This is a genomic window from Pseudomonas sp. B21_DOA (genome assembly GCA_030544685.1).
Taxonomy (GTDB): Bacteria; Pseudomonadota; Gammaproteobacteria; order Pseudomonadales; family Pseudomonadaceae; genus Aquipseudomonas; species Aquipseudomonas fluorescens_AO.
Genome location: CP086683.1, coordinates 2,846,846 through 2,865,558, shown reverse-complemented (window position 1 = coordinate 2,865,558; position 18,713 = coordinate 2,846,846). Strand labels below are relative to the sequence as shown.

Annotated in this window: 18 protein-coding genes and 2 pseudogenes; 15 read left to right on the top strand and 5 right to left on the bottom strand. The window is 59.2% G+C overall.

Annotation, left to right across the window (positions count from 1 at the left end; translation table 11 throughout):
• Positions 1–43: 43 nt before the first annotated feature.
• From LJU32_13180 to aroC, 3 genes and pseudogenes are all read right to left on the bottom strand, one after another.
• Positions 44–669, bottom strand: a pseudogene (locus LJU32_13180) (methylthioribulose 1-phosphate dehydratase).
• The gene (locus LJU32_13175) at positions 666–1,811 is read right to left on the bottom strand and encodes an MFS transporter (GenBank protein WKV90949.1); all 1,146 of its coding nucleotides are present in this window, start codon (positions 1,809–1,811) and stop codon (positions 666–668) included. The pseudogene LJU32_13180 and the gene LJU32_13175 overlap by 4 nt, the downstream one beginning before the upstream one ends.
• Before the next feature lie 34 nt (positions 1,812–1,845).
• Positions 1,846–2,937 (bottom strand): chorismate synthase, encoded by a 1,092-nt coding sequence (gene aroC / locus LJU32_13170; protein WKV90948.1) that lies wholly within the window; start codon positions 2,935–2,937, stop codon positions 1,846–1,848.
• Positions 2,938–3,067: 130 nt separating this feature from the next.
• Here aroC and LJU32_13165 point away from each other — a divergent pair, with 130 nt between their 5' ends.
• Complete coding sequence (locus LJU32_13165; GenBank protein ID WKV91092.1) at positions 3,068–4,021, top strand: alpha/beta hydrolase; 954 nt, start codon at positions 3,068–3,070, stop codon at positions 4,019–4,021.
• Between the two features lie 99 nt (positions 4,022–4,120).
• A complete protein-coding gene (locus LJU32_13160) occupies positions 4,121–4,912 on the top strand; it encodes a hypothetical protein (protein WKV90947.1) in 792 nt (263 codons plus the stop codon).
• Positions 4,913–5,046: 134 nt separating this feature from the next.
• Here the strand turns inward: LJU32_13160 and prmB are convergent, their stop codons facing one another.
• Positions 5,047–5,955, bottom strand: a complete 909-nt coding sequence (gene prmB, locus LJU32_13155; GenBank protein WKV90946.1) for a 50S ribosomal protein L3 N(5)-glutamine methyltransferase — start codon at positions 5,953–5,955, stop codon at positions 5,047–5,049.
• A gap of 236 nt (positions 5,956–6,191) precedes the next feature.
• Here prmB and LJU32_13150 point away from each other — a divergent pair, with 236 nt between their 5' ends.
• The 5 genes and pseudogenes from LJU32_13150 to LJU32_13130 all read left to right on the top strand — a co-directional run bounded on the left by LJU32_13150 (position 6,192) and on the right by LJU32_13130 (position 8,963).
• Entirely contained in the window at positions 6,192–6,782 is a 591-nt protein-coding gene (locus LJU32_13150; GenBank protein WKV90945.1) for a cysteine hydrolase, read from the top strand.
• Positions 6,783–6,913: 131 nt separating this feature from the next.
• Positions 6,914–7,234, top strand: a complete 321-nt coding sequence (locus tag LJU32_13145; protein ID WKV90944.1) for a hypothetical protein — start codon at positions 6,914–6,916, stop codon at positions 7,232–7,234.
• A gap of 74 nt (positions 7,235–7,308) precedes the next feature.
• Complete coding sequence (locus tag LJU32_13140) at positions 7,309–7,866, top strand: Smr/MutS family protein (protein WKV90943.1); 558 nt, start codon at positions 7,309–7,311, stop codon at positions 7,864–7,866.
• Between the two features lie 77 nt (positions 7,867–7,943).
• Positions 7,944–8,489 carry a GTP cyclohydrolase I FolE gene (gene folE, locus LJU32_13135; protein ID WKV90942.1) on the top strand — a complete coding sequence of 182 codons (546 nt, stop codon included), beginning with the start codon at positions 7,944–7,946 and terminating at the stop codon, positions 8,487–8,489.
• 101 nt (positions 8,490–8,590) lie between these two features.
• Positions 8,591–8,963 (top strand): annotated as a pseudogene (locus LJU32_13130) (glutathione S-transferase N-terminal domain-containing protein).
• Between the two features lie 89 nt (positions 8,964–9,052).
• Here LJU32_13130 and LJU32_13125 read toward each other — a convergent pair.
• Positions 9,053–10,219 (bottom strand): PLP-dependent aminotransferase family protein, encoded by a 1,167-nt coding sequence (locus LJU32_13125; GenBank protein WKV90941.1) that lies wholly within the window; start codon positions 10,217–10,219, stop codon positions 9,053–9,055.
• A gap of 81 nt (positions 10,220–10,300) precedes the next feature.
• Here LJU32_13125 and LJU32_13120 point away from each other — a divergent pair, with 81 nt between their 5' ends.
• The 8 genes from LJU32_13120 to LJU32_13085 all read left to right on the top strand — a co-directional run bounded on the left by LJU32_13120 (position 10,301) and on the right by LJU32_13085 (position 18,705).
• Positions 10,301–10,747: a MarR family transcriptional regulator gene (locus LJU32_13120; protein WKV90940.1), complete on the top strand. Its 447-nt coding sequence runs from the start codon at positions 10,301–10,303 to the stop codon at positions 10,745–10,747.
• Positions 10,748–11,034: 287 nt separating this feature from the next.
• Positions 11,035–12,384 carry an NCS2 family permease gene (locus LJU32_13115; GenBank protein ID WKV90939.1) on the top strand — a complete coding sequence of 450 codons (1,350 nt, stop codon included), beginning with the start codon at positions 11,035–11,037 and terminating at the stop codon, positions 12,382–12,384.
• A gap of 85 nt (positions 12,385–12,469) precedes the next feature.
• On the top strand, positions 12,470–13,099 hold the full coding sequence (locus tag LJU32_13110) for a LysE family translocator (protein ID WKV90938.1): 630 nt from the start codon (positions 12,470–12,472) through the stop codon (positions 13,097–13,099).
• Positions 13,100–13,287: 188 nt separating this feature from the next.
• The gene (locus tag LJU32_13105) at positions 13,288–15,027 is read left to right on the top strand and encodes a hypothetical protein (protein WKV90937.1); all 1,740 of its coding nucleotides are present in this window, start codon (positions 13,288–13,290) and stop codon (positions 15,025–15,027) included.
• The gene (locus LJU32_13100) at positions 14,990–15,475 is read left to right on the top strand and encodes a hypothetical protein (protein WKV90936.1); all 486 of its coding nucleotides are present in this window, start codon (positions 14,990–14,992) and stop codon (positions 15,473–15,475) included. Before LJU32_13105 ends, LJU32_13100 begins: the two co-directional genes overlap by 38 nt.
• The gene (locus tag LJU32_13095) at positions 15,472–16,809 is read left to right on the top strand and encodes a hypothetical protein (GenBank protein WKV90935.1); all 1,338 of its coding nucleotides are present in this window, start codon (positions 15,472–15,474) and stop codon (positions 16,807–16,809) included. The genes LJU32_13100 and LJU32_13095 overlap by 4 nt, the downstream gene beginning before the upstream one ends.
• Positions 16,810–17,185: 376 nt before the next feature.
• Positions 17,186–17,833 (top strand): hypothetical protein, encoded by a 648-nt coding sequence (locus tag LJU32_13090; protein ID WKV90934.1) that lies wholly within the window; start codon positions 17,186–17,188, stop codon positions 17,831–17,833.
• Entirely contained in the window at positions 17,830–18,705 is an 876-nt protein-coding gene (locus LJU32_13085) for a hypothetical protein (GenBank protein WKV90933.1), read from the top strand. The genes LJU32_13090 and LJU32_13085 overlap by 4 nt, the downstream gene beginning before the upstream one ends.
• Positions 18,706–18,713 lie beyond the last annotated feature (8 nt).

The following is an 18,713-nucleotide window of genomic DNA, read 5'->3' as shown; positions in this document are numbered from 1 at the left end:
GGGCGCAGCGTGTCATCAGGCAAACGGGCTGTTTCTGGTGAACTCAGCCTTGGCGGTTCATGACGCTGCGGGTTTTCAACTCGCATTCAAACAGGAATTCAAAGGCCTCGATCTGTCGCAGCGCGTCGCTCATCTGCGCGCCCCAGGTATACAGGCCATGGCCGCGAATCAGGTAACCGACGCAATCGGGATGGGCGTCGAGCCAAGGCTGCACCTTGGCGGCGAGGCGCGCAATGTCCTGATCATTGTCAAAAATCGGCACGCGCACCCGCGATTCGTGGGTGGAAATGCCGCTGAAGGCTTTTGCAGTTCGTAGTCTTCGAACTCGATGAAGTCTTGCGGAGTCAGGCGCGACAACACCGTGGCATTCACCGAATGAGTGTGCAGCACCGCGCCGATTTCCGCGCGCCAGCTGTAGAGCTGGGTGTGCAATAAGGTTTCGGCGGAAGGTTTCTTGCCCGGTTCCAGGCTATTGCCAGACAGATCGGTGGCGAGTACGTCATCCAGACTCAACTGGCCCTTGTGCTTGCCCGACACCGTCAACAACGCTTCGCTTGGCGACAGGCGTGTCGAATAATTGCTGCTGGTGGCTGGCGACCAGCCCCGGCCATATAAAAAACGCCCGGCGTCAACGATCTGCTGGGCGAGCTGTTCACGGCTAAGGCTCATGGCCTGTCCTCTTGCATACGTGTGGCAATGATAACGGCAGCGGCAAGCGCTGCGAGACTGGCAATACTAAAGGTCAATGTCGGGCCGAGGGCATTCCAGCTATAACCGGAATACAGCGCGCCGAGCGCCCCGCCGGTGCCGGCCAGTGCCGCATACAGCGCCTGGCCCTGACCTTGCTGGCGGGCGCCGAAACTACGTTGCACGAATGCGATGGCAGCCGCGTGAAAGCTGCCGAACGTCGCTGCATGCAGCACCTGGGCGAACAGCAGCACCCAGAGAAATTCCGCAAACGAACCGAGCAGCACCCAGCGCAACGCCGCCAGCAGGAAACTTGCCAGCAGCACCCGACGCAAGGAAAAGCGCGCCAGGATGCGACTCATGGCCATGAACATCAGCACTTCCGCCACCACCCCCACGGCCCAGAGCATGCCGATGACGCCACGGCTGTAACCGAGGCGTTCAAGGTGCAAAGTCAGAAAGGTGTAATACGGCCCGTGGCTCACCTGCATCAGCGCGACGCAGGCATAAAACGCCAACACGCCGGGATGGCGCAATTGCTTGAGAAAACCCTCGCCCGCCGGCCGATTGCCTTGTGCCGGTTGCGCATTCGGCACCCACAGACTGCTGAGAACGATGCCGGCCATGATCAGCACCAGGGCCGCCGGATAAATGTCCAGGCTCAGCCATTCGAACAGCCGCCCCAGCACCACCACGGTAATGATGAAGCCGATCGAACCCCACAGGCGAATCTGGCTGTAGCGCGACGTCTGCCCCTGCAGATGCGCGAGAGTGATGACTTCGAACTGCGGCAGTACCGCGTGCCAGAAGAACGCATGCAGGGCCATGACCATCGCCAGCCAGGCGTAGGTCTGGCTGACGAAAATCAGCGAAAAGGTCAGCAACGTGCACACCGCGCCAAAGCGCACGATGGCCAAACGCCTGCCGGTGTAATCGCCGAGCCAGCCCCAGATGTTCGGCGCCACGCAGCGCATCAGCATCGGAATCGCCACCAGTTCGCCAATGCGTGCGGCGCTGAAGCCGAGGTGATCGAAGTACAGCGCGAGAAACGGCGCTGTCGAACCGAGCAAGGCGAAATAGAACAGATAGAAACTGGACAGCCGCCAGTAAGGAAGCGCCGCCACGCCGGTTATGCCGCGACGGCTTTGAGCGCAGCCATCAGAGCTGGCCCAGCACCGGCGTGCTCACGCGCACATCGGCGTTCTGCCCACGGTGGCGCAGCAGGTGATCTATCAGCACGATGGCCATCATCGCTTCGGCGATCGGCGTCGCGCGGATGCCGACGCATGGGTCGTGACGACCCTTGGTGATCACATCGACCGGGTTGCCATTCACGTCGATCGAGCGGCCCGGGGTGGTGATGCTCGAGGTCGGTTTCAAGGCCAGATGCGCAACGATTGGCTGGCCGGACGAGATACCGCCGAGGATGCCGCCGGCGTTGTTGCTGAGAAAACCCTCCGGCGTCAGCTCATCGCGATGTTCGGTGCCGCGCTGGGCGACACAGGCGAAACCGGCGCCGATCTCGACACCCTTGACCGCGTTGATGCTCATCAGCGCGTGGGCGAGTTCGGCGTCGAGGCGATCGAAAATCGGCTCGCCAAGACCCGGCATCACCCCTTCGGCGACCACGGTGATCTTCGCCCCGACCGAGTCCTGATCGCGGCGCAACTGGTCCATATAGGCTTCGAGTTCCGGGACCTTGTCCGGGTCAGGGCTGAAGAAGGCGTTCTCTTCGACCGAATCCCAGGTCTTGAACGGAATTTCGATCGGGCCGAGCTGGCTCATGTAGCCGCGAATGACGATGCCCTGACTCGCAAGGTACTTCTTGGCGATCGCACCGGCCGCTACGCGCATGGCGGTTTCCCGCGCTGAACTACGGCCACCGCCGCGATAATCGCGCTCGCCGTATTTGTGGTGATAGGTGTAGTCGGCGTGAGCCGGGCGGAACAGGTCCTTGATCGCCGAGTAGTCCTTGGACTTCTGGTCGGTGTTGCGAATCAGCAGGCCGATCGCGCAACCGGTCGTGCGCCCCTCGAACACGCCGGAGAGGATTTCGACTTCATCGGCTTCCTGGCGCTGAGTGGTGTGGCGGCTGGTGCCAGGCTTGCGGCGATCGAGGTCGCGCTGCAGATCTTGCAGGGAAATCTCCAGACCCGGCGGGCAGCCGTCGACAATGGCGACCAACGCCGGACCATGGCTTTCGCCAGCGGTGGTGACAGTGAACAACTTGCCATAGGTATTGCCGGACATGCAGGACGCTCCGTGAAATCAAACCCGAATTCTTGATGCGCGCCAGTATACGCAGGCTAACCGAGTAGTTCATCCTCGAACCTTAGTGGTGCTGGCGAGTCCAACCGGCACCTTGACCAATGATGGCGTGATGATGCTGCGAGTTCTGATCTTGAGTCTTACCCTCTTTACCGGCTTTGCCCAGGCGACAGTCCTACAACGCCCGATCACTCTGGACACTGGCAAAGGCGAACTTTTCGGTTCGTTGTTGCTGCCCAAGTCCGACAGCCCGGTGCCGATTGTTCTGATGATTTCTGGCTCAGGTCCTACCGATCGCGACGGAAATAACCCGGACGGCGGACGCAATGACAGCCTCAAGCGCTTGGCGTGGGTGCTGGCCAAACACAACATTGCCAGCGTGCGCTACGACAAACGCGGGGTCGCAGCGAGTCTGGCGGCCGCTCCCGATGAACGTGATCTGTCGGTAGAAGGCTATGCAGCAGACGCGGTGGCGTGGGGGCAGAAGCTCAAGGCCGATCCGCGTTTCGGCAAACTGATTCTGCTCGGCCACAGCGAAGGCGCGCTGATTGCCAGTCTGGCTGCGCCAAAGCTGGACGCAGCGGCGGTGATCTCGCTGTCCGGCAGCGCGCGCCCCGTCGATCAGGTAATCCGCGAACAGCTGGCGCGCAGCCTGCCGCCGCCATTGATGCTGCGCAGCAACGAACTGCTCGACAGCCTCAAGGCCGGCCATACCGATGACAACGTGCCGCAACCGTTGCAGGTGATCTTCCGCCCAAGCGTGCAGCCCTACCTGATTTCGCTGTTCCGTCAGGACCCGGCGCAAGCCTTTGCCCAGCTGAAAATGCCGGCACTGATCGTTCAAGGCAGCAACGACATTCAGGTCGGCACCGAGGACGCGAAGCTGCTCAAGGCGGCGAAACCGGACGCGCAACTGACGGTGATCGATGGCATGAACCATGTGCTGCGCATCGTCCATAACGACATGAAACGGCAACTGGCCTCCTACAAGGACCCGAATTTGCCCTTGGCCGCCGAACTCGGCGCTGCTGTCATCGAATTTATTGACGGAATTCGTGCAAGTTAACTGCGTTTTACCCTCCAGCCTCACAGAAAACGGCCGATAAGCCTTTGTCGCCAGCGCAACGTCTGGCGGCAAGCAGGGCTTGGACAGGATCTCGCCGTTATGACTGACACCCAGACTTCACCCGACACCAGCGCTGAAAAAGACGCACCGCCAGCGGTCGAACTGCCGTGGGCGGACGTTCAGGCCGAGCACCACAAGATGCTTCGCCTGGCGCCACTGCAGACCGACCGCAACACCGGCGGCCGGCCGTTGCGTTTTGTCGAATTCGGTTACGCCGAGCGCAACAGCAAAGAGCGCAGCCTGATGCGCATGGCGATCAAGCTGCCCAACCAGCGCGTGCGCAAAGAGCAGAATCATCTTGATGTGTGGGTCGACCACGCGAGCAAACGTGTGAGCTTCGGTCCCGACAGTGGCTTGCAGATCGAACCACTGAATCGCGGTATCGGCCGCTTCATGGCCGCGCAAGGCATCAATTGGGCTAAGAAGCGCTGGCCGGGATACACCGTTGACGGCATGGACCTGAACAACAAGGACGCACTCAACGAAGACACTCGCTTGCGTCGTGATCACTTTCTACGCGTGCACGGTTTCGATGTGGCTTACGCCGACGCCCAGCATTTGAAAGGCAGCATCAAGGCGGTGCAGGTCGGTGATCTGCTGGGTGACTGGAACAGCGAAAAGCTGCAGATCGTTGAAATTCTTGAAGCCGCACAGATGCTGCAGCAGGCCGAACAGAATCTGGCGGAGCAGGAAGTGAAGCTGAAGAAGCAGGAAGAGAAGGTCAGCAAATTCAAGCGTGAAGACGCCGGGTTGCGCTTCACCATTACGTGTCTGGTGGCGTTTGCGGTGTTTCAGGCGGGGTTGTTGATCTGGATTGCTACGCACCGCTGAGGGCTTGAGCGCGTACTGATCGTTCCCATGCTCTGCGTGGGAATGCAGCCCGGGACGCTCCGCGTCCCAAAAGCGGACGCAGAGCGTCCATTGATGCATTCCCACGCGGAGCGTGGGAACGATCTGTCACAACCTTAGACGCGGGACGCGAACAGGGCCTGATGCGCGCGGCACTGCTCGGCGGTCAGCATGAACACGCCATGCCCGCCGCGCTGGAAATCCAGCCAGGCGAAATCGACTTCCGGGTACAACGCCTCGACGTGCACCTGGCTGTTGCCCACCTCGACAATCAGCAAACCTTTCTCGGTCAGGTGATCTGCGGCTTCGGCGAGCATGCGCCGGACCAGATTCAGACCATCATCACCGCAGGCCAGGCCGAGTTCCGGCTCGTGCTGATATTCGTCCGGCATGTCGGCGAAATCTTCCGCGTCGACGTAGGGCGGGTTCGATACGATCAGATCGAAACGCTGCCCCGGCAGGCCCTCGAAGCCATCACCCTGCACCGTGTAGACACGCTCATCGACGCCATGGCGCTCGATGTTCTGATTGGCCACTTCCAACGCCTCGAACGACAGATCCGCGAGCACCACTTCGGCGTTCTGAAATTCGTAGGCGCAGGCGATGCCGATGCAACCGGAGCCGGTGCACAGGTCAAGAATCCGCGCCGGCTCATCACCGATCCACGGTGCGAAGCGGTTTTCGATCAGCTCACCGATCGGTGAACGCGGGATCAGTACGCGCGGGTCGACAATGAACGACATGCCACAGAACCACGCCTCGCCGAGCAGATAGGCGGTGGGAACGCGATCTTCGATGCGGCGCTTGAGCAGGCGCTGCAGGTTGACCAGTTCATCGTCCTCCAGCGCGCAATCGAGATAGCTGTCGGCGATTTCCCAAGGCAGGTGCAAAGCGCCCAGTACCAATTGGCGCGCCTCGTCCCAGGCGTTGTCGGTGCCATGGCCGAAAAACAGATCCTCCCCATGGAAGCGGCTGACGGCCCAACGGATATGGTCGCGCAGGGTACGAAGTCGGGAAGTGATCACGGCATAGAACTCCAAAAAAACGACTGGCGATTCTAGCAGCCAAAACGCCCGCCGACGACGCAGGAAAAACCGCGCGGCGACGGTAGGAGATTTCTTTTTTGCATCAGGCATTGAACGGAACGTGTAACTTGACAAGGCTGCAGGCCAAGAACGACGGCGCCTACGATGGTAGCGATTCACAGAACCGCTCAGCCAGAGGACAATGTCGCAAAAGCCCCACCCCGAGGAGCCCCAGAATGTCCGTTCCAAAAACGATGTTTCAACTCAGCGGTCGCGGTTACGCAGCGGCCACACTGAGCCATGCCACCGTGGTCATCATCGATGCCCAGAAGGAATACCTCAGTGGCCCGCTCGCCCTGAGCGGCATGGACGCGGCCGTCGCGAACATCAAACAAGTGGTTGCCGCAGCCCGTGCCGCCGGTCGGCCGATCGTGCACGTGCGTCATCTCGGCACCGTTGGTGGCCTGTTCGACCCGCAGGGCGAACGTGGCGAATTCATCCCCGGTCTGGAACCGCAAGGCGATGAAACCATTATCGGCAAACTGCTACCCAGCGCATTCCATGGCACCGAGCTGCTCGAACGCCTGCAAAACCTCGGCTCACTGGACCTGATCGTCTGCGGTTTCATGAGCCACTCCAGCGTCAGCACCACCGTGCGCGCGGCGAAGAACCTCGGTTTCCGCTGCACCCTGGTCGAAGACGCCTGCGCGACTCGCGATCTGCCCTTCAAGGGCGGCGTGCTCAGCGCCGAACGCGTGCAGGAAGCGGAAATGGCGATCATGGCCGACAACTTCGCCACGCTGGCCAAGACTCAGGACCTGATCTGACCCTGCCCTTGTGAGCGGTGCATTGGCACCGCTCATCCGCTATATCCGCTGATTTGCCGCAAATGCCATAGCCTCAGGAACAACCCGGTCAACTCCCGGTCGAAGGGCCGATACCATTGAGGAAGGTCGGAATGAAGTTATCCGATGGATTTGACGCACGCCGTTTGCGGCCCAAAGGCCAAAGCAACTGGCGTTTTCGATTTGGCGCGGCGATCTCGGCCATTCTGGCGACGTTCGGCGTGCTGCTGGCAATGGCCGGTGCCGCCAGCCTGCTCGGCCGCCCGCCGGCGCTGGGCGACCTGAACGCATCACCGCTGGGCTCGGCCATCATGCTCGCCGTCGGTTTGCTGTTTCTGTATTTCGGCGTTGCCCTGTGGCGCCGATGCCGCCGTCGCGCACGGCAATCGCGGGAACTGAACATGTCCCCGCATCTGATGAAAAAACACGACTGACCCAACGGCCTGGCTTTTTGCCGGGCCGTTTTGTGTCGACTTGGGTAAACTGGCCGCCCTTCGCGGAGGCTGACATGCAAGACGACGATTTTTCTCTGTTTAAAAGTGCGATCCAGGGCGTCAAGCCGATCAAGCACGACCGCGCCGACACCGGCAAACCCAAGGCTGACCGCGCGCAGATCGCCAAGCTGCGTCAGTCCGCCACCGTGCGCAGCGACACCACCATCATTGACGGTCTTTCCGACCAGTTCGTGATCGACGTCGGCCCGGAAGACGAGCTGATGTGGTCCCGCGACGGTGTGCAGGAAAGCCAGATGCGCAAGCTCAAGGTCGGGCAGATCCCGTTCGAAGGCAGCCTCGACCTGCACGGCATGAGCGTGGAAAAGGCCCGGGAAACACTTTGGGCCTTTCTCGCCGAAGCGACCAAATTCGAAATCCGCTGCGTGCGCGTGACTCACGGCAAGGCTGTGCGCCTGGATGGCAAGCGCCCGATGATCAAAAGCCACGTCAACACTTGGCTGCGCCAGCACGCGCAAGTACTCGGTTTCTGCTCCTGTCAGGCCCGCCACGGCGGCGCTGGCGCGGTTTATGTGATGCTGAAACGGACGATGATGGAAGGTCGCGACGAATAAAGCCGTCACACCGAACTTGCAGGGTTGTGTCCGCCACCGTACCCTTGCCCTTTGCGAAAATCCCCACAGGTAGTTTCATGTCCCTGGAACAGAATTACACCGCGATTCTCGGCCAATTGGGCGAGGACGTGTCCCGCGAGGGCCTGCTCGACACGCCAAAGCGTGCCGCCAAAGCCATGCAGTACCTCTGCCGCGGTTATGCACAGACGCTCGAAGAGGTCACAAACGGTGCCCTGTTCAGCTCCGACAACAGCGAAATGGTGCTGGTCAAGGACATCGAGCTGTATTCGTTGTGCGAACACCACCTGCTGCCGTTCATTGGCAAGGCGCATGTCGCCTATATCCCGAGCGGCAAAGTGCTGGGCCTGTCGAAAGTGGCGCGGATCGTCGATATGTACGCCCGTCGCCTGCAGATTCAGGAAAACCTCAGTCGCCAGATCGCCGATGCGGTAATGCAAGTTACCGGCGCGCTGGGCGTGGCCGTGGTGATCGAAGCCAAGCACATGTGCATGATGATGCGCGGCGTGGAAAAGCAGAATTCGTCGATGATCACGTCGGTGATGCTCGGTGAGTTCCGTGAAAACGCAGCAACCCGTAGCGAATTCCTCAGCCTCATCAAGTAATTCGCAACAGAAAACAGCCGGCGTTGATCGCCGGTTTTTTCGCCCATGAAAAATCGGGTAAGCTGCGCGCCTTTCTTCATTTGCACCGTGAGGCTTTCAACGTGTTCGTCAAAGCGCTTCGTGTCGGCCTCGGCCAACTGGTTATCTTCATCGACTTCATCACCCGCCCGGGCAAGAAGAAACGCCCCGCCGCTGCTCAGGCGCAAGTCGACGCTGCCGCAAAAGATCTGACGCTGTATCAGTTTCACGCCTGCCCGTTCTGCGTTAAGACCCGTCGCGCCCTGCATCGCCTGAATAGTGCCGGTGGCACTGAAAGACGCGAAGAACAACGAGCAGGATCGCCAGACGTTGCTGGAACAGGGCGGCCGGATCAAAGTGCCTTGCCTGCGTATCGAAGAGAACGGGCAGACTACCTGGATGTATGAATCCAAGGTGATCATTGATTATCTGGACAAGCGGTTTGCTGCAGTCTGATGTTAATGGGTTGGAGCGCTAGCCGCCTTCGCGAGCAGGCTCGCGAAGAGGCCCGCACTGACAACGCCGGCCCTTGAGCCGGCGTTTTGCTAGGCCGCTCTCTCCAGCTGCGCCCGCCGCACCACTGCCGCCAGCCGCTTCAATCCCTCATCCAGGCGCGCCGGATCAATGTGGCTGAAGTTCAAGCGCAAATGCCCGTGATGTTTGTCCGGCTCGGGAAAGAACGGCTCACCCGGCATGAACGCCACATCATTGGCCAACGCCTCGTTGAGCAATGACCGCGTATCCAGAGGCTGCTTCAACGTCAGCCAGAAAAACAGCCCGCCCTGCGGCATGTTCCACTCCGCCAGATCGGCAAAATGGCTTTCCAGCGCCAACTGAAACGCATCGCGCCGCTGCCGGTAGAAATCACGCAGTTCGCTTAAATGCTGTTGATACTTCTGCGAGCCGATCCATTGCAGCGCCTGCCACTGGCCGATGCGATTGGTGTGAAGATCTGCCGATTGCTTGAGCTTGAGCAGGTGCGGGAACAGATCCGGGCTAGCGATGAGGTACCCGACACGCAATCCCGGGAGCAAGGTTTTCGAGACGGTGCCGGTATAGATCCAACTGGCTTTATTCAAGCGTGCGGCAATCGGCTTGGCACTGCCGCCATCGAAGGTCAGCTCGCGGTACGGCTCGTCTTCAATCAGGGTGACGCCGAACTCATCGAGCAACGCGGCGACGGCTGCGCGTTTGGCCTCGCTGTAGCGTACGGCGGATGGATTCTGGAACGTCGGGATCAGGTAGATAAATGCCGGGCGGTGCTGTTGCAGACGGTTGCGCAGTTGCGCCAGGTTGGGACCGTCGGCTTCCTGCGGCACGGTCAGGCAGTCGGCGCCGAACAGCTGGAAGATTTGCAGCGCGGCCAGATAGGTTGGCGCCTCCAGCAGAATTTCCGTGCCCTTGTCGATGTACAGCTTGGCCGCCAGATCCAGGGTTTGCTGCGAGCCGCTGACTACCAGCACCTGACTCGCCTCGCATTCCAGACCAAGCGCCCTCGCCTCTGCCGCCAAGGCTTCACGCAAGGCCGGCTCGCCTTCGCTCATGCCGTACTGACCAAGCGATAACGGCAACTCCGCCCACCCCACTTTCGGCAACATCGCTTCGGCAGGCAAGCCGCCGGCGAATGACATCACTTCTGGACGCTGAGCGGCAGCAAGGATTTCTCGGATCAAAGAACTTTTCAGGCGCGAGACACGTTCGGAAAAAGCCATGGAGGTCACCGTAGCGAGGGATGCAAAAAATGAGTCAAACTGGTTGACTGAAATTACGACAGCTTGAGCGAGTACGTCAACATGCTTGACCTTAAGAACCCCACTAGCCAACAAAAGGCGATGGAAGCGTTTTTCTTCGGCTACCAGGCGTTCACTGCCAAGGCAGATGAAATGCTCGAGCGCCGCGGACTCTCGCGGGTGCATCAGCGCATCGTGTTTTTCATCGCACGCTACCCGAACCTCAGCGTGAAGGAGCTGCTGGCCCTGCTCGGCGTGAGCAAACAGGCGCTGAACATGCCGCTGCGCCAGTTGCAGGAGATGCATCTGGTCGACAGCGTCGCTTCACAGACGGACAAACGTAAGCGCCTGCTCGAGCTGACGGCGGAAGGCGCGAAGTTCGAGCAGGCGTTGCGCCGGGAGCAGGTGAAATTGCTCGAGCGGGTGTTTGCCGAGGCTGGGGAAGCGGCGGTGAATGGCTGGTTGGCGGTGAATCTGGCCTTGGGTGGCAGTCTGACAATTCTTGAGTGAATCAACAGGCGCTTTCGCGAGCAGCCTCGCTCCCACATGGGAACGCATTACAAAGGTAGGAGCGAGCCTGCTCGCGAATGGCTTGATAGCCATATATCCCTATCAACAAAAAAATCGGCGACAAAACCAAAAACAATATTTGCTTTATTTGTACACAAAAGCATAATCCACTGCGTGCGAGTTCCTGACTACACGGTCAACAAATTCGCGTATGCCTCAAAGGGCCGCCGCCACCCTCATGGGTCCGGCCCTGGAAATAACAATAAAACTCTTGAGGAGTACTCGCTGTGGAAAGCCGCAAATCCGAAGCACCGCCGCTCGAGCTCACGCCGCCATTACGCAATGGCCTGCTGGAGCGTCTGTTCAAACTCAGCTTGCATGGCACCACGGTGAAGACCGAGCTGATTGCCGGTCTGACAACCTTCATCACCATGGCTTACATCATCTTCGTCAACCCGAACATCATGGCCGACGCCGGTATCGATCACGGTGCGGCCTTTGTCGCCACGTGTATTGCCGCGGCATTGGGCTGCCTGTTGATGGGCCTGTACGCCAACTGGCCGGTCGGCCTGGCACCGGGCATGGGCCTCAACGCCTTCTTCACCTACACCGTGGTCGGCACCATGGGCTACAACTGGGAAACCGCGCTCGGCGCGGTGTTTGTTTCGGGTGTGCTGTTCATGTTCCTGACCTTTTCGCGGATTCGCGAGTGGCTGCTCAACAGCATTCCGGTCAGCCTGCGTTTTGCGATGGGCGCCGGTGTCGGTCTGTTCCTCGGCCTGATCGGTCTGAAGACTGCCGGGATCGTCGTCGACAGCCCGGCGACGCTGATCAAACTCGGCTCGCTGCGCGAACCCGGCCCACTGCTGGCCGCGATCTGCTTCCTGATGATCGCGATCCTGAGTTACCACCGCGTGTTCGGGGCAATCCTCATCAGCATCATCACCGTCACCCTCGCCGGCTGGGGTCTGGACCTGGTGCACTACGAGGGCATCATGTCCGCGCCGCCGAGCCTGGCGCCGACCTGGATGGCAATGAACGTCGCCGGTGTGTTCAACGTCAGCATGATCAGCGTGGTGCTGGCCTTCCTCTTTGTGCACATGTTTGACACCGCGGGCACCTTGATGGGCGTGGCCCAGCGCGCCAATCTCGTCGCGGCTGACGGTCGCATCGAAAACCTCTCGCGGGCGATGAAGGCCGACAGCGCATCCAGCGTATTCGGCGCCGTGGTTGGCGTGCCTCCCGTGACAAGTTACGTGGAAAGTGCCGCCGGCGTCGCCGCTGGTGGTCGGACTGGTCTTACCGCCGTCACCGTGGGTGTGCTATTTATAGCGGCCATGTTCTTCGCCCCGTTGGCTGGCATGATTCCCGCTTATGCCACGGCTGGCGCACTGATCTACGTGGCGATGCTGATGATGGGCGGCATGGCCCACATCGAATGGGATGAAGCAACCGACGCGATTCCGGCGATTGTCACGGCGATCATGATGCCGCTGACCTTCTCCGTTGCCGACGGCATCGCATTGGGCTTCATCACGTATGTGGCGCTGAAGGCCGGCACCGGCAAGTACAAGGAAATTTCCGTCAGCCTGTGGGTGCTCTGCGCGATCTTCATCGCCAAGTTCATCTTCCTGTAAGCGCTGCGCGGTTCAGGCTTCAAACCAGCCTCACCCTCACGGGTGGGGCTTTTGCGCATCTCGATAACAACAAAGGAGCAAAACGATGAGTCTGGAAACCTGGCTGCTGTTCAGTGGCGCTGCACTGGTGGTGATCCTGATCCCGGGACCGCTGTCGTTGCTGATGATCAGCAACAGTCTGAATTATGGTTTGCGCCGGTCTTACCCGGCGTTTCTCGGCGGGGTGATTGCCTCGGTCTGCCTGCTCAGCGCTTCGGCGCTTGGCCTCGGTGCTCTTTTGCTGGCATCTGAGCAGCTGTTCAGCGCACTGAAAATCGTCGGCGCGCTGTACCTGTTCTATCTCGCCTGGCAAAGCTGGCAACAATCGCGGCAGCCATCCACGGGCGCCGAAGTCCCTGACGCCGCACCGGTGCCGCGCTTTCGCACACTGTTCGGGCGTGCCTTCGTATTGGGCGCGAGCAATCCGAAGGACATCCTGTTCTTCGCCGCATTTCTGCCGCAGTTCCTCAGCGCCAACCAACCTTTTCTGCCGCAATTGCTGATCATGATCGCGACCTGGATGGTACTCGACCTGTGCTGCAAGCTGGCCTACGGCCTGGGCGCCCATGGCGCAGCGCGGTATCTGCGCAGCGGTAAAGGCCAGAACTGGTTCAACCGGATCAGTGCCGGATTGTTTGGCGGCGCCGGCGCGGCATCATTGCTCAGCAGTCATTAAATAATGGCTGTTCATCCCGACTGAACGGATTCGAGTCGGGATGCTGCTGTTTACAATTAACCAGGGCGCGCCAACCCTGTAATCATTGACGAGCAATACACCGCAACAACCCCTTTATATACAGCGCTCAAAGGGGCGCCTTAATATCCGCTTCAATTCGAAACGACAGCCTGAACAAGGAAGTTCTCATGGCCACCTTGATACAAAACGCCTCGATTCAAACCGATCCTGCAATAGAACCAAACAATCAGAAAGTTACCGACACGGTCGTTATCACGGATATGCTTTTCGAGAGCAACGAGCGCACGTCTGCAACGATCGACTTTCCCGAACACCCTTCCAAGCGTAACCAATTGAAGTTCGCGGACGAAATATTCGGCCCTCTGCAAATTGGCGACATCTCGATAACGCGGGTTGCGCTTGACAGTCTGGGAGCGACCGTCGACGGCAAACCATTGAATGGTCGCAACACCTTCAGTCGAGTGCTGAAGCGTTCTTTTATCGATGCCGTGCAATTGGACCTGAACAAGGTCGAACATGCCATGAAGGCTGCCACCGGCAGTGACAGTTATTTATTGCCAACCCTGCTGTTTGAAATGGCCAGTCATCGCCCCTTGACCGCCCCCGCGCTCTTCAGCGGTCGCGTTACTGATGAGCACGAACCGGGCAACTACCGGCGCAAGCTGGTGAAACTCGCCAATGCGGCACAGGCACTCGACCTGCAGCATGTGCATCTGCCTCAACACCATCCACGCTGGAAAACATTGACCAAAAGCTACGCAACACTCGGCTCCAGCGTAGGTATTCAAGGCTTCGGGATATTCATGGGACTGCGCGGAGTCTTCGATGCAATCAAGACAAAGAACACCGCAGAGATCGCGATCAACAGCGCAGGCATCGCCTCGGAACTTGGCTCGATCGCCGTCGACATTGGCGTCAGCAAAGCTGCCACCCAAATGCTCACTGTCGGGCAACATGCCTACCGTGACTTCGCCAGAACCCGAATGGCGCTCAGGCTGGGCCGTTCAGGCGGTCTGCTCGGGGGCGCGCTGACGCTGCCTTTCGATATCTACACCGCCGTGCGATCCATGAATGCTGCCGAGAACGCCACGGGCAAGGAAGCACTGGATCATTACGTCAGCGCCAGCCTGAGTATTACCAGCGCCGCCATGACGGTGATTCTCGGCGCCGCGGCGATGGCCGGCTTTTCCTTCGCCGGCCCGGTTGGACTGGCTGCCGGTGCAATGCTAGCCATCGGCTCGCAGGTCTATGGTGCGGTGCGCATTGTCGACGATATCGACGACTACATAGAACTCACTCTGGATGAGCGTTGGCGCACTGGCTGGTTTTCGTTCTGCATGGCGGATATCGATCAGCACGTTCAAGACCGTTATATCAAGGCCAAGACGCTGTTGCAGCATTCCATCAAGTTGAAGACGACGGCGAGAAAATTGCTCGATGGCCCTCTCAAGGACAGTACCGAAGCCATCGTCAATGGCCAATTCGAAGTCCGCCTGCGGCCCACCAGAGTCTGGAAGCGAAACTGGTGGACGAAACGCGACGCCTGGGAATCGGTACATGTTCCTGAAATAGTCGGTCTGGATGACACCATCGATGCCCGTGAAGGCGTCACACAGAACACGCCTGGCGCCGAACTAGGCACCCCGGCAGACAACAAGAGCGTTATGTGGCTGCTGGCCGAAGGTCGAGATTCAATCAAGGGGGTCGAAAAAAACCGAACGTCTTTCATTACAAATCCGGGAAAAAGACCTCACCGGTGGCGAGAAAAACGACCAGTTCGTGTTCGACAATGCGGCCGAATTCCTCAAGCAAGATGTGGATGCCACAGAACATTCGATACTGCGAGGTGGCGCAGGCCAGGACACGCTGGTGCTCGGTGGCCGTTACTCCGATTACAGCACCGATAAAACCGGTTATGACGTGGACCTGCTGGCCGGCACGCTGCAGATCATTTCGACCGACAAATCAAGCGAACAGGGCAAAAAGTATGCCTTGCACAGTTTGCTGGACAGCATTGAAAACGTTGAAACCGTCAACGGCGCCGCAAGCGTCGTGACCGGTACGGCGCAAAGCAACCTTATCAAGGCCCGCGGTAGTGACGTGATCGAAGCGGGTGCCGGCGATGATCAGATCTACCTGCTGCACAAGAATGCCAAGGCATCCGGTGAAACGGGCGCCGATCAATATTTGATTGCACATGTGGCCGGACGCTTCTCGATCTTCGAAGATGGCAAACAGCCAAGCCATATCGTACTGAACTGGAAAAAGAGCTTATTGACTCATGGCACATCGAGGGTAACGACCTGGTTATCACTTCGGGGTTCGAGTTTCATGAACAATCAAAAAACATCTTGACCATTCATGATGTCTACGAAACAAAAGCCAACGTCCGCCTACTGATCAATAGGGATCTGACTTTCATCACCAGCGACGGTTTCCATTTCAGATTTGAGCTGCCGGAGAAACTCTCAAAGGACGAAACGGCAGACTTTGCTGAAATACTGATCAAACTTGGTCAGTCACAACAACCCATTATCGTTTACGCCGAAGAGTGCTGGATCAGGCATCAGCAGGAAGCGAGCTATTACTTGCCCCGCTCCAGCAACATGACAACTTTTTACTCGGTGCTGCGCGCTGAGACCGTCACCAGAATCTATCTTGATTACAGCAGCGATGAATTGACAAAGGCCGAGGCGCATTTATTCGCATACAAACCCAAGTCCTATCACCTGACAGCAGGGTGTCATCTCGTTTATCACGTTGGCGAAAAGCGGATCAAACTGAATTATTTCGCCGCCGCTCGTAATGAAGGCGAACAAGACAACCTGACAAAAATGTTGCGCACCATGGCTGTCAGGCCGTTTTACCGTTATGTACTGATTTTCAATGACGGTGTCGCCATCAATGCCGGCCTCTCGGATGAAACCGATGTCCTGCCGGCCTTCACCGATTACAGCATACCAAGGGACTGGATCAGGCAAATGAAGCTGCCCTTGCCAGTCCGCTCGCGACGCTACAGTTATGCCCTGCCGGAAAACAGGGCGTACGAAATGGGCAATCGCAACTGCTGTGCCACGCTAACCGCGCAGACCGTGCAAACCGCGATGGAAAGCCTGGTGGGAGAAGGCTCCACGTATCTGATACACCTCGTTGCCAACATGACACTGCGACTTTCTACACCGGGCGCCCTCGCCAGCTCGACCGTGCGCCTGATGCACTCCTCTACGTGGGAGCTCGATGCCACAAAACTCGGGCCCGTCGATATCAGACTCTCGAACAATCAGCTATCCATCGGCACCTGTACTGTTTACCTACCGGTGTACGAAAGCGAGGACTTGATTGATCAGATTCGAGTCATCACTGAGAACGGAGTGGTGCATACAGTCGATCTGGTGTTTGACCGGGTCTACCGCGATGGCCTTGATGCACGATTCTTTGAAGCCCCCAACGCTACCAGACCGCTGCCCTCAGCACTGGCCTCGCTGGCCAGCGAGGTGGTGAAGGTCAGAAACGCGGGCTGGATCTTCGATGAGTCAGCGGCAGTGAGTTACAGCTTTGCCGCACACGGCTGGGTATTGCGTGCCGATAACTCGCGAGTTGAAGCATCCGAGTTGCAAGTGGCCAATCGTTGCAGCCATCAGTCCGGGATCTTCCTGCCGACGCCAAACCTCAATGTCCCTGTAGCGTAACGGCAAAACAATTAATCGACAGCACCCTTTGCAACCCTGCGCTTTGCCAGGCGCCTGCGCGCGCCTGCGCATCCACTTCATGAGTAGTTCAGTATGGCCAAACCACCCAAAAAGTTTCTGTCACGACAAAAACCGACCTCCCCGACGCCTCCGGCTCAGGTTCGCCGACACGCAGCAACACCATCGGTCTGCACATGCCGGATGCCTTGCTGCTGGGCATTCAACCGCCACCCCTCAGCCGGGGCGCCGACACCTCCGCAGCGGTTGATCGCCAGCCTGCGGTGGTCATTCATGAGTTGCCGCCTACAGCGAATCGTATTGGCACCACTCGGAACGCGATCCCTGGCCGCAGGAGCGCGCTCACGAGCTGATTGCCGTGCCAGACAAGAGCGGTCTGTTCACCGGTCCGGATCAGCGAACGTACGCACAAATCGATAGTGAAGGACGGTTCGTGGTCGAACAGGATCTGCACGGCAACTACCATTTACCCCTGACTTTCGCCCCCGGCGTCACCGGCCTCGCCCTGGTTCCCAACGAAGGCCAGGCGAGCTGGAGCATCCAGCGCCCTGACAGGCCATCGATCCGGCGCGCCCCGACTACCTTGGCCAGCCCCGACTATCTGGCTCCCTCGGACGTCAACACGCTGACCAAGCCGCAACTGGCCACTGATGGCATTCGCTACAACAAGCTCAAGCAGACCTTTGTCACCACGGTTGACGGAACAGTCATGGTGCGCAAAAACAAGGACGGCGACTATCAGCAGGCGTCAGCGGCAAGCCATGCGGCACCGGAGATATTTTTGAACAGATCGCGGGAACCGTGTTCTGGCGGCAGAAAGCACCCGGCATCCAGCCCGCAGAGCCCCCATCATCCAGCCGACAGCCGATCGCCCAGGCCGAAGAGCCCATCGCCGGCCCGAGCAAGCGGCCACGGCTGGAGGAGACTGACGAACCGGCAACACGGCAAGCACCCAGCGCCCAGGATCAGCATCCGGCGTATTTCTGGTTGCCCTGGGGCCATTTGAACAAGCCTGCCGGGATCGAATCGGTGCAGCTTGGCTGGTTGCATTATCCCATCGTGCCCGTTGGCTCAAACCCCGCGCCCCGGGTGTTTTTCGTGCTTCATCCCGAGTTCGCGCCAACGCACTTCGAGGCGTTCGAACACATGCTGGCCACCGCCCCCGCCTTGCAGCCGGTGGCCACGTTTCGAATCGGCAACGATCCAGGTGAAATACATCCGGGCAAACACTTTTTCGAAGCGCCAATCACCCAATCCGTTGCTCGTGCATTCCCCGATTTTTCTGACGCCACCGCGCGCGCCGTGGCCCGACGACTATTCGAACTGGCCGACCACTCGCCGACGATCACCGGCACCGGGCTGGTCAACATTGATGCTGCGTTGCAGCAATGGCAGCACCGGCCGCTGTCTACGACGCCGGCCCAGACCCGCGCCGACCCGATGAGCATGCTGACCGTGGCGCCGGATATTGACCTTGGCGGGAAACGACTGATTCCGATGCCTTCCCAAGTCGACAGTGAGCTGCAACGCCTGACCTTCGATCCGCAGCGTTTTCCAGCGGCCTGGAATCACTACTCAACCTATCCCTCGGACCTGAACCTGAGGCGGCTGATCGGTTCCTTGCTGGTTAACAGCGGCTACGAATTATTCCCGCTGACGTATGAACATCGCATGCCGACGCTGGTATTCAAACGGGCCCACCACGATCAGATTTTCTTCCTCAAACTGGGAGCGATCGACCAGGCAGGCCTCACTCATGTGCCCGGCAATGAACTGACCGAACCGAGCACACCCGCGCGAATCGGCCAGGACGCCTTCAAGGCGCTGACCGAGGCCGCCGCGCAAAACAAAGTGGTCTGGCTGATCGGGGAGTGTTGAAGGTTGCC

Excerpts from the sequence above, each read along its gene's own strand:
- LJU32_13110 (WKV90938.1), top strand. The coding sequence starts at position 12,470 with ATGAGTCTGGAAACCTGGCTGCTGTTCAGTGGCGCTGCACTGGTGGTG.
- LJU32_13140 (WKV90943.1), top strand. The coding sequence starts at position 7,309 with ATGCAAGACGACGATTTTTCTCTGTTTAAAAGTGCGATCCAGGGCGTC.
- LJU32_13120 (WKV90940.1), top strand. The coding sequence starts at position 10,301 with ATGCTTGACCTTAAGAACCCCACTAGCCAACAAAAGGCGATGGAAGCG.
- LJU32_13125 (WKV90941.1), bottom strand. The coding sequence starts at position 10,219 with ATGGCTTTTTCCGAACGTGTCTCGCGCCTGAAAAGTTCTTTGATCCGA.
- aroC (WKV90948.1), bottom strand. The coding sequence starts at position 2,937 with ATGTCCGGCAATACCTATGGCAAGTTGTTCACTGTCACCACCGCTGGC.
- LJU32_13150 (WKV90945.1), top strand. The coding sequence starts at position 6,192 with ATGTCCGTTCCAAAAACGATGTTTCAACTCAGCGGTCGCGGTTACGCA.
- LJU32_13160 (WKV90947.1), top strand. The coding sequence starts at position 4,121 with ATGACTGACACCCAGACTTCACCCGACACCAGCGCTGAAAAAGACGCA.
- folE (WKV90942.1), top strand. The coding sequence starts at position 7,944 with ATGTCCCTGGAACAGAATTACACCGCGATTCTCGGCCAATTGGGCGAG.
- LJU32_13145 (WKV90944.1), top strand. The coding sequence starts at position 6,914 with ATGAAGTTATCCGATGGATTTGACGCACGCCGTTTGCGGCCCAAAGGC.
- LJU32_13165 (WKV91092.1), top strand. The coding sequence starts at position 3,068 with ATGATGCTGCGAGTTCTGATCTTGAGTCTTACCCTCTTTACCGGCTTT.
- LJU32_13105 (WKV90937.1), top strand. The coding sequence starts at position 13,288 with ATGGCCACCTTGATACAAAACGCCTCGATTCAAACCGATCCTGCAATA.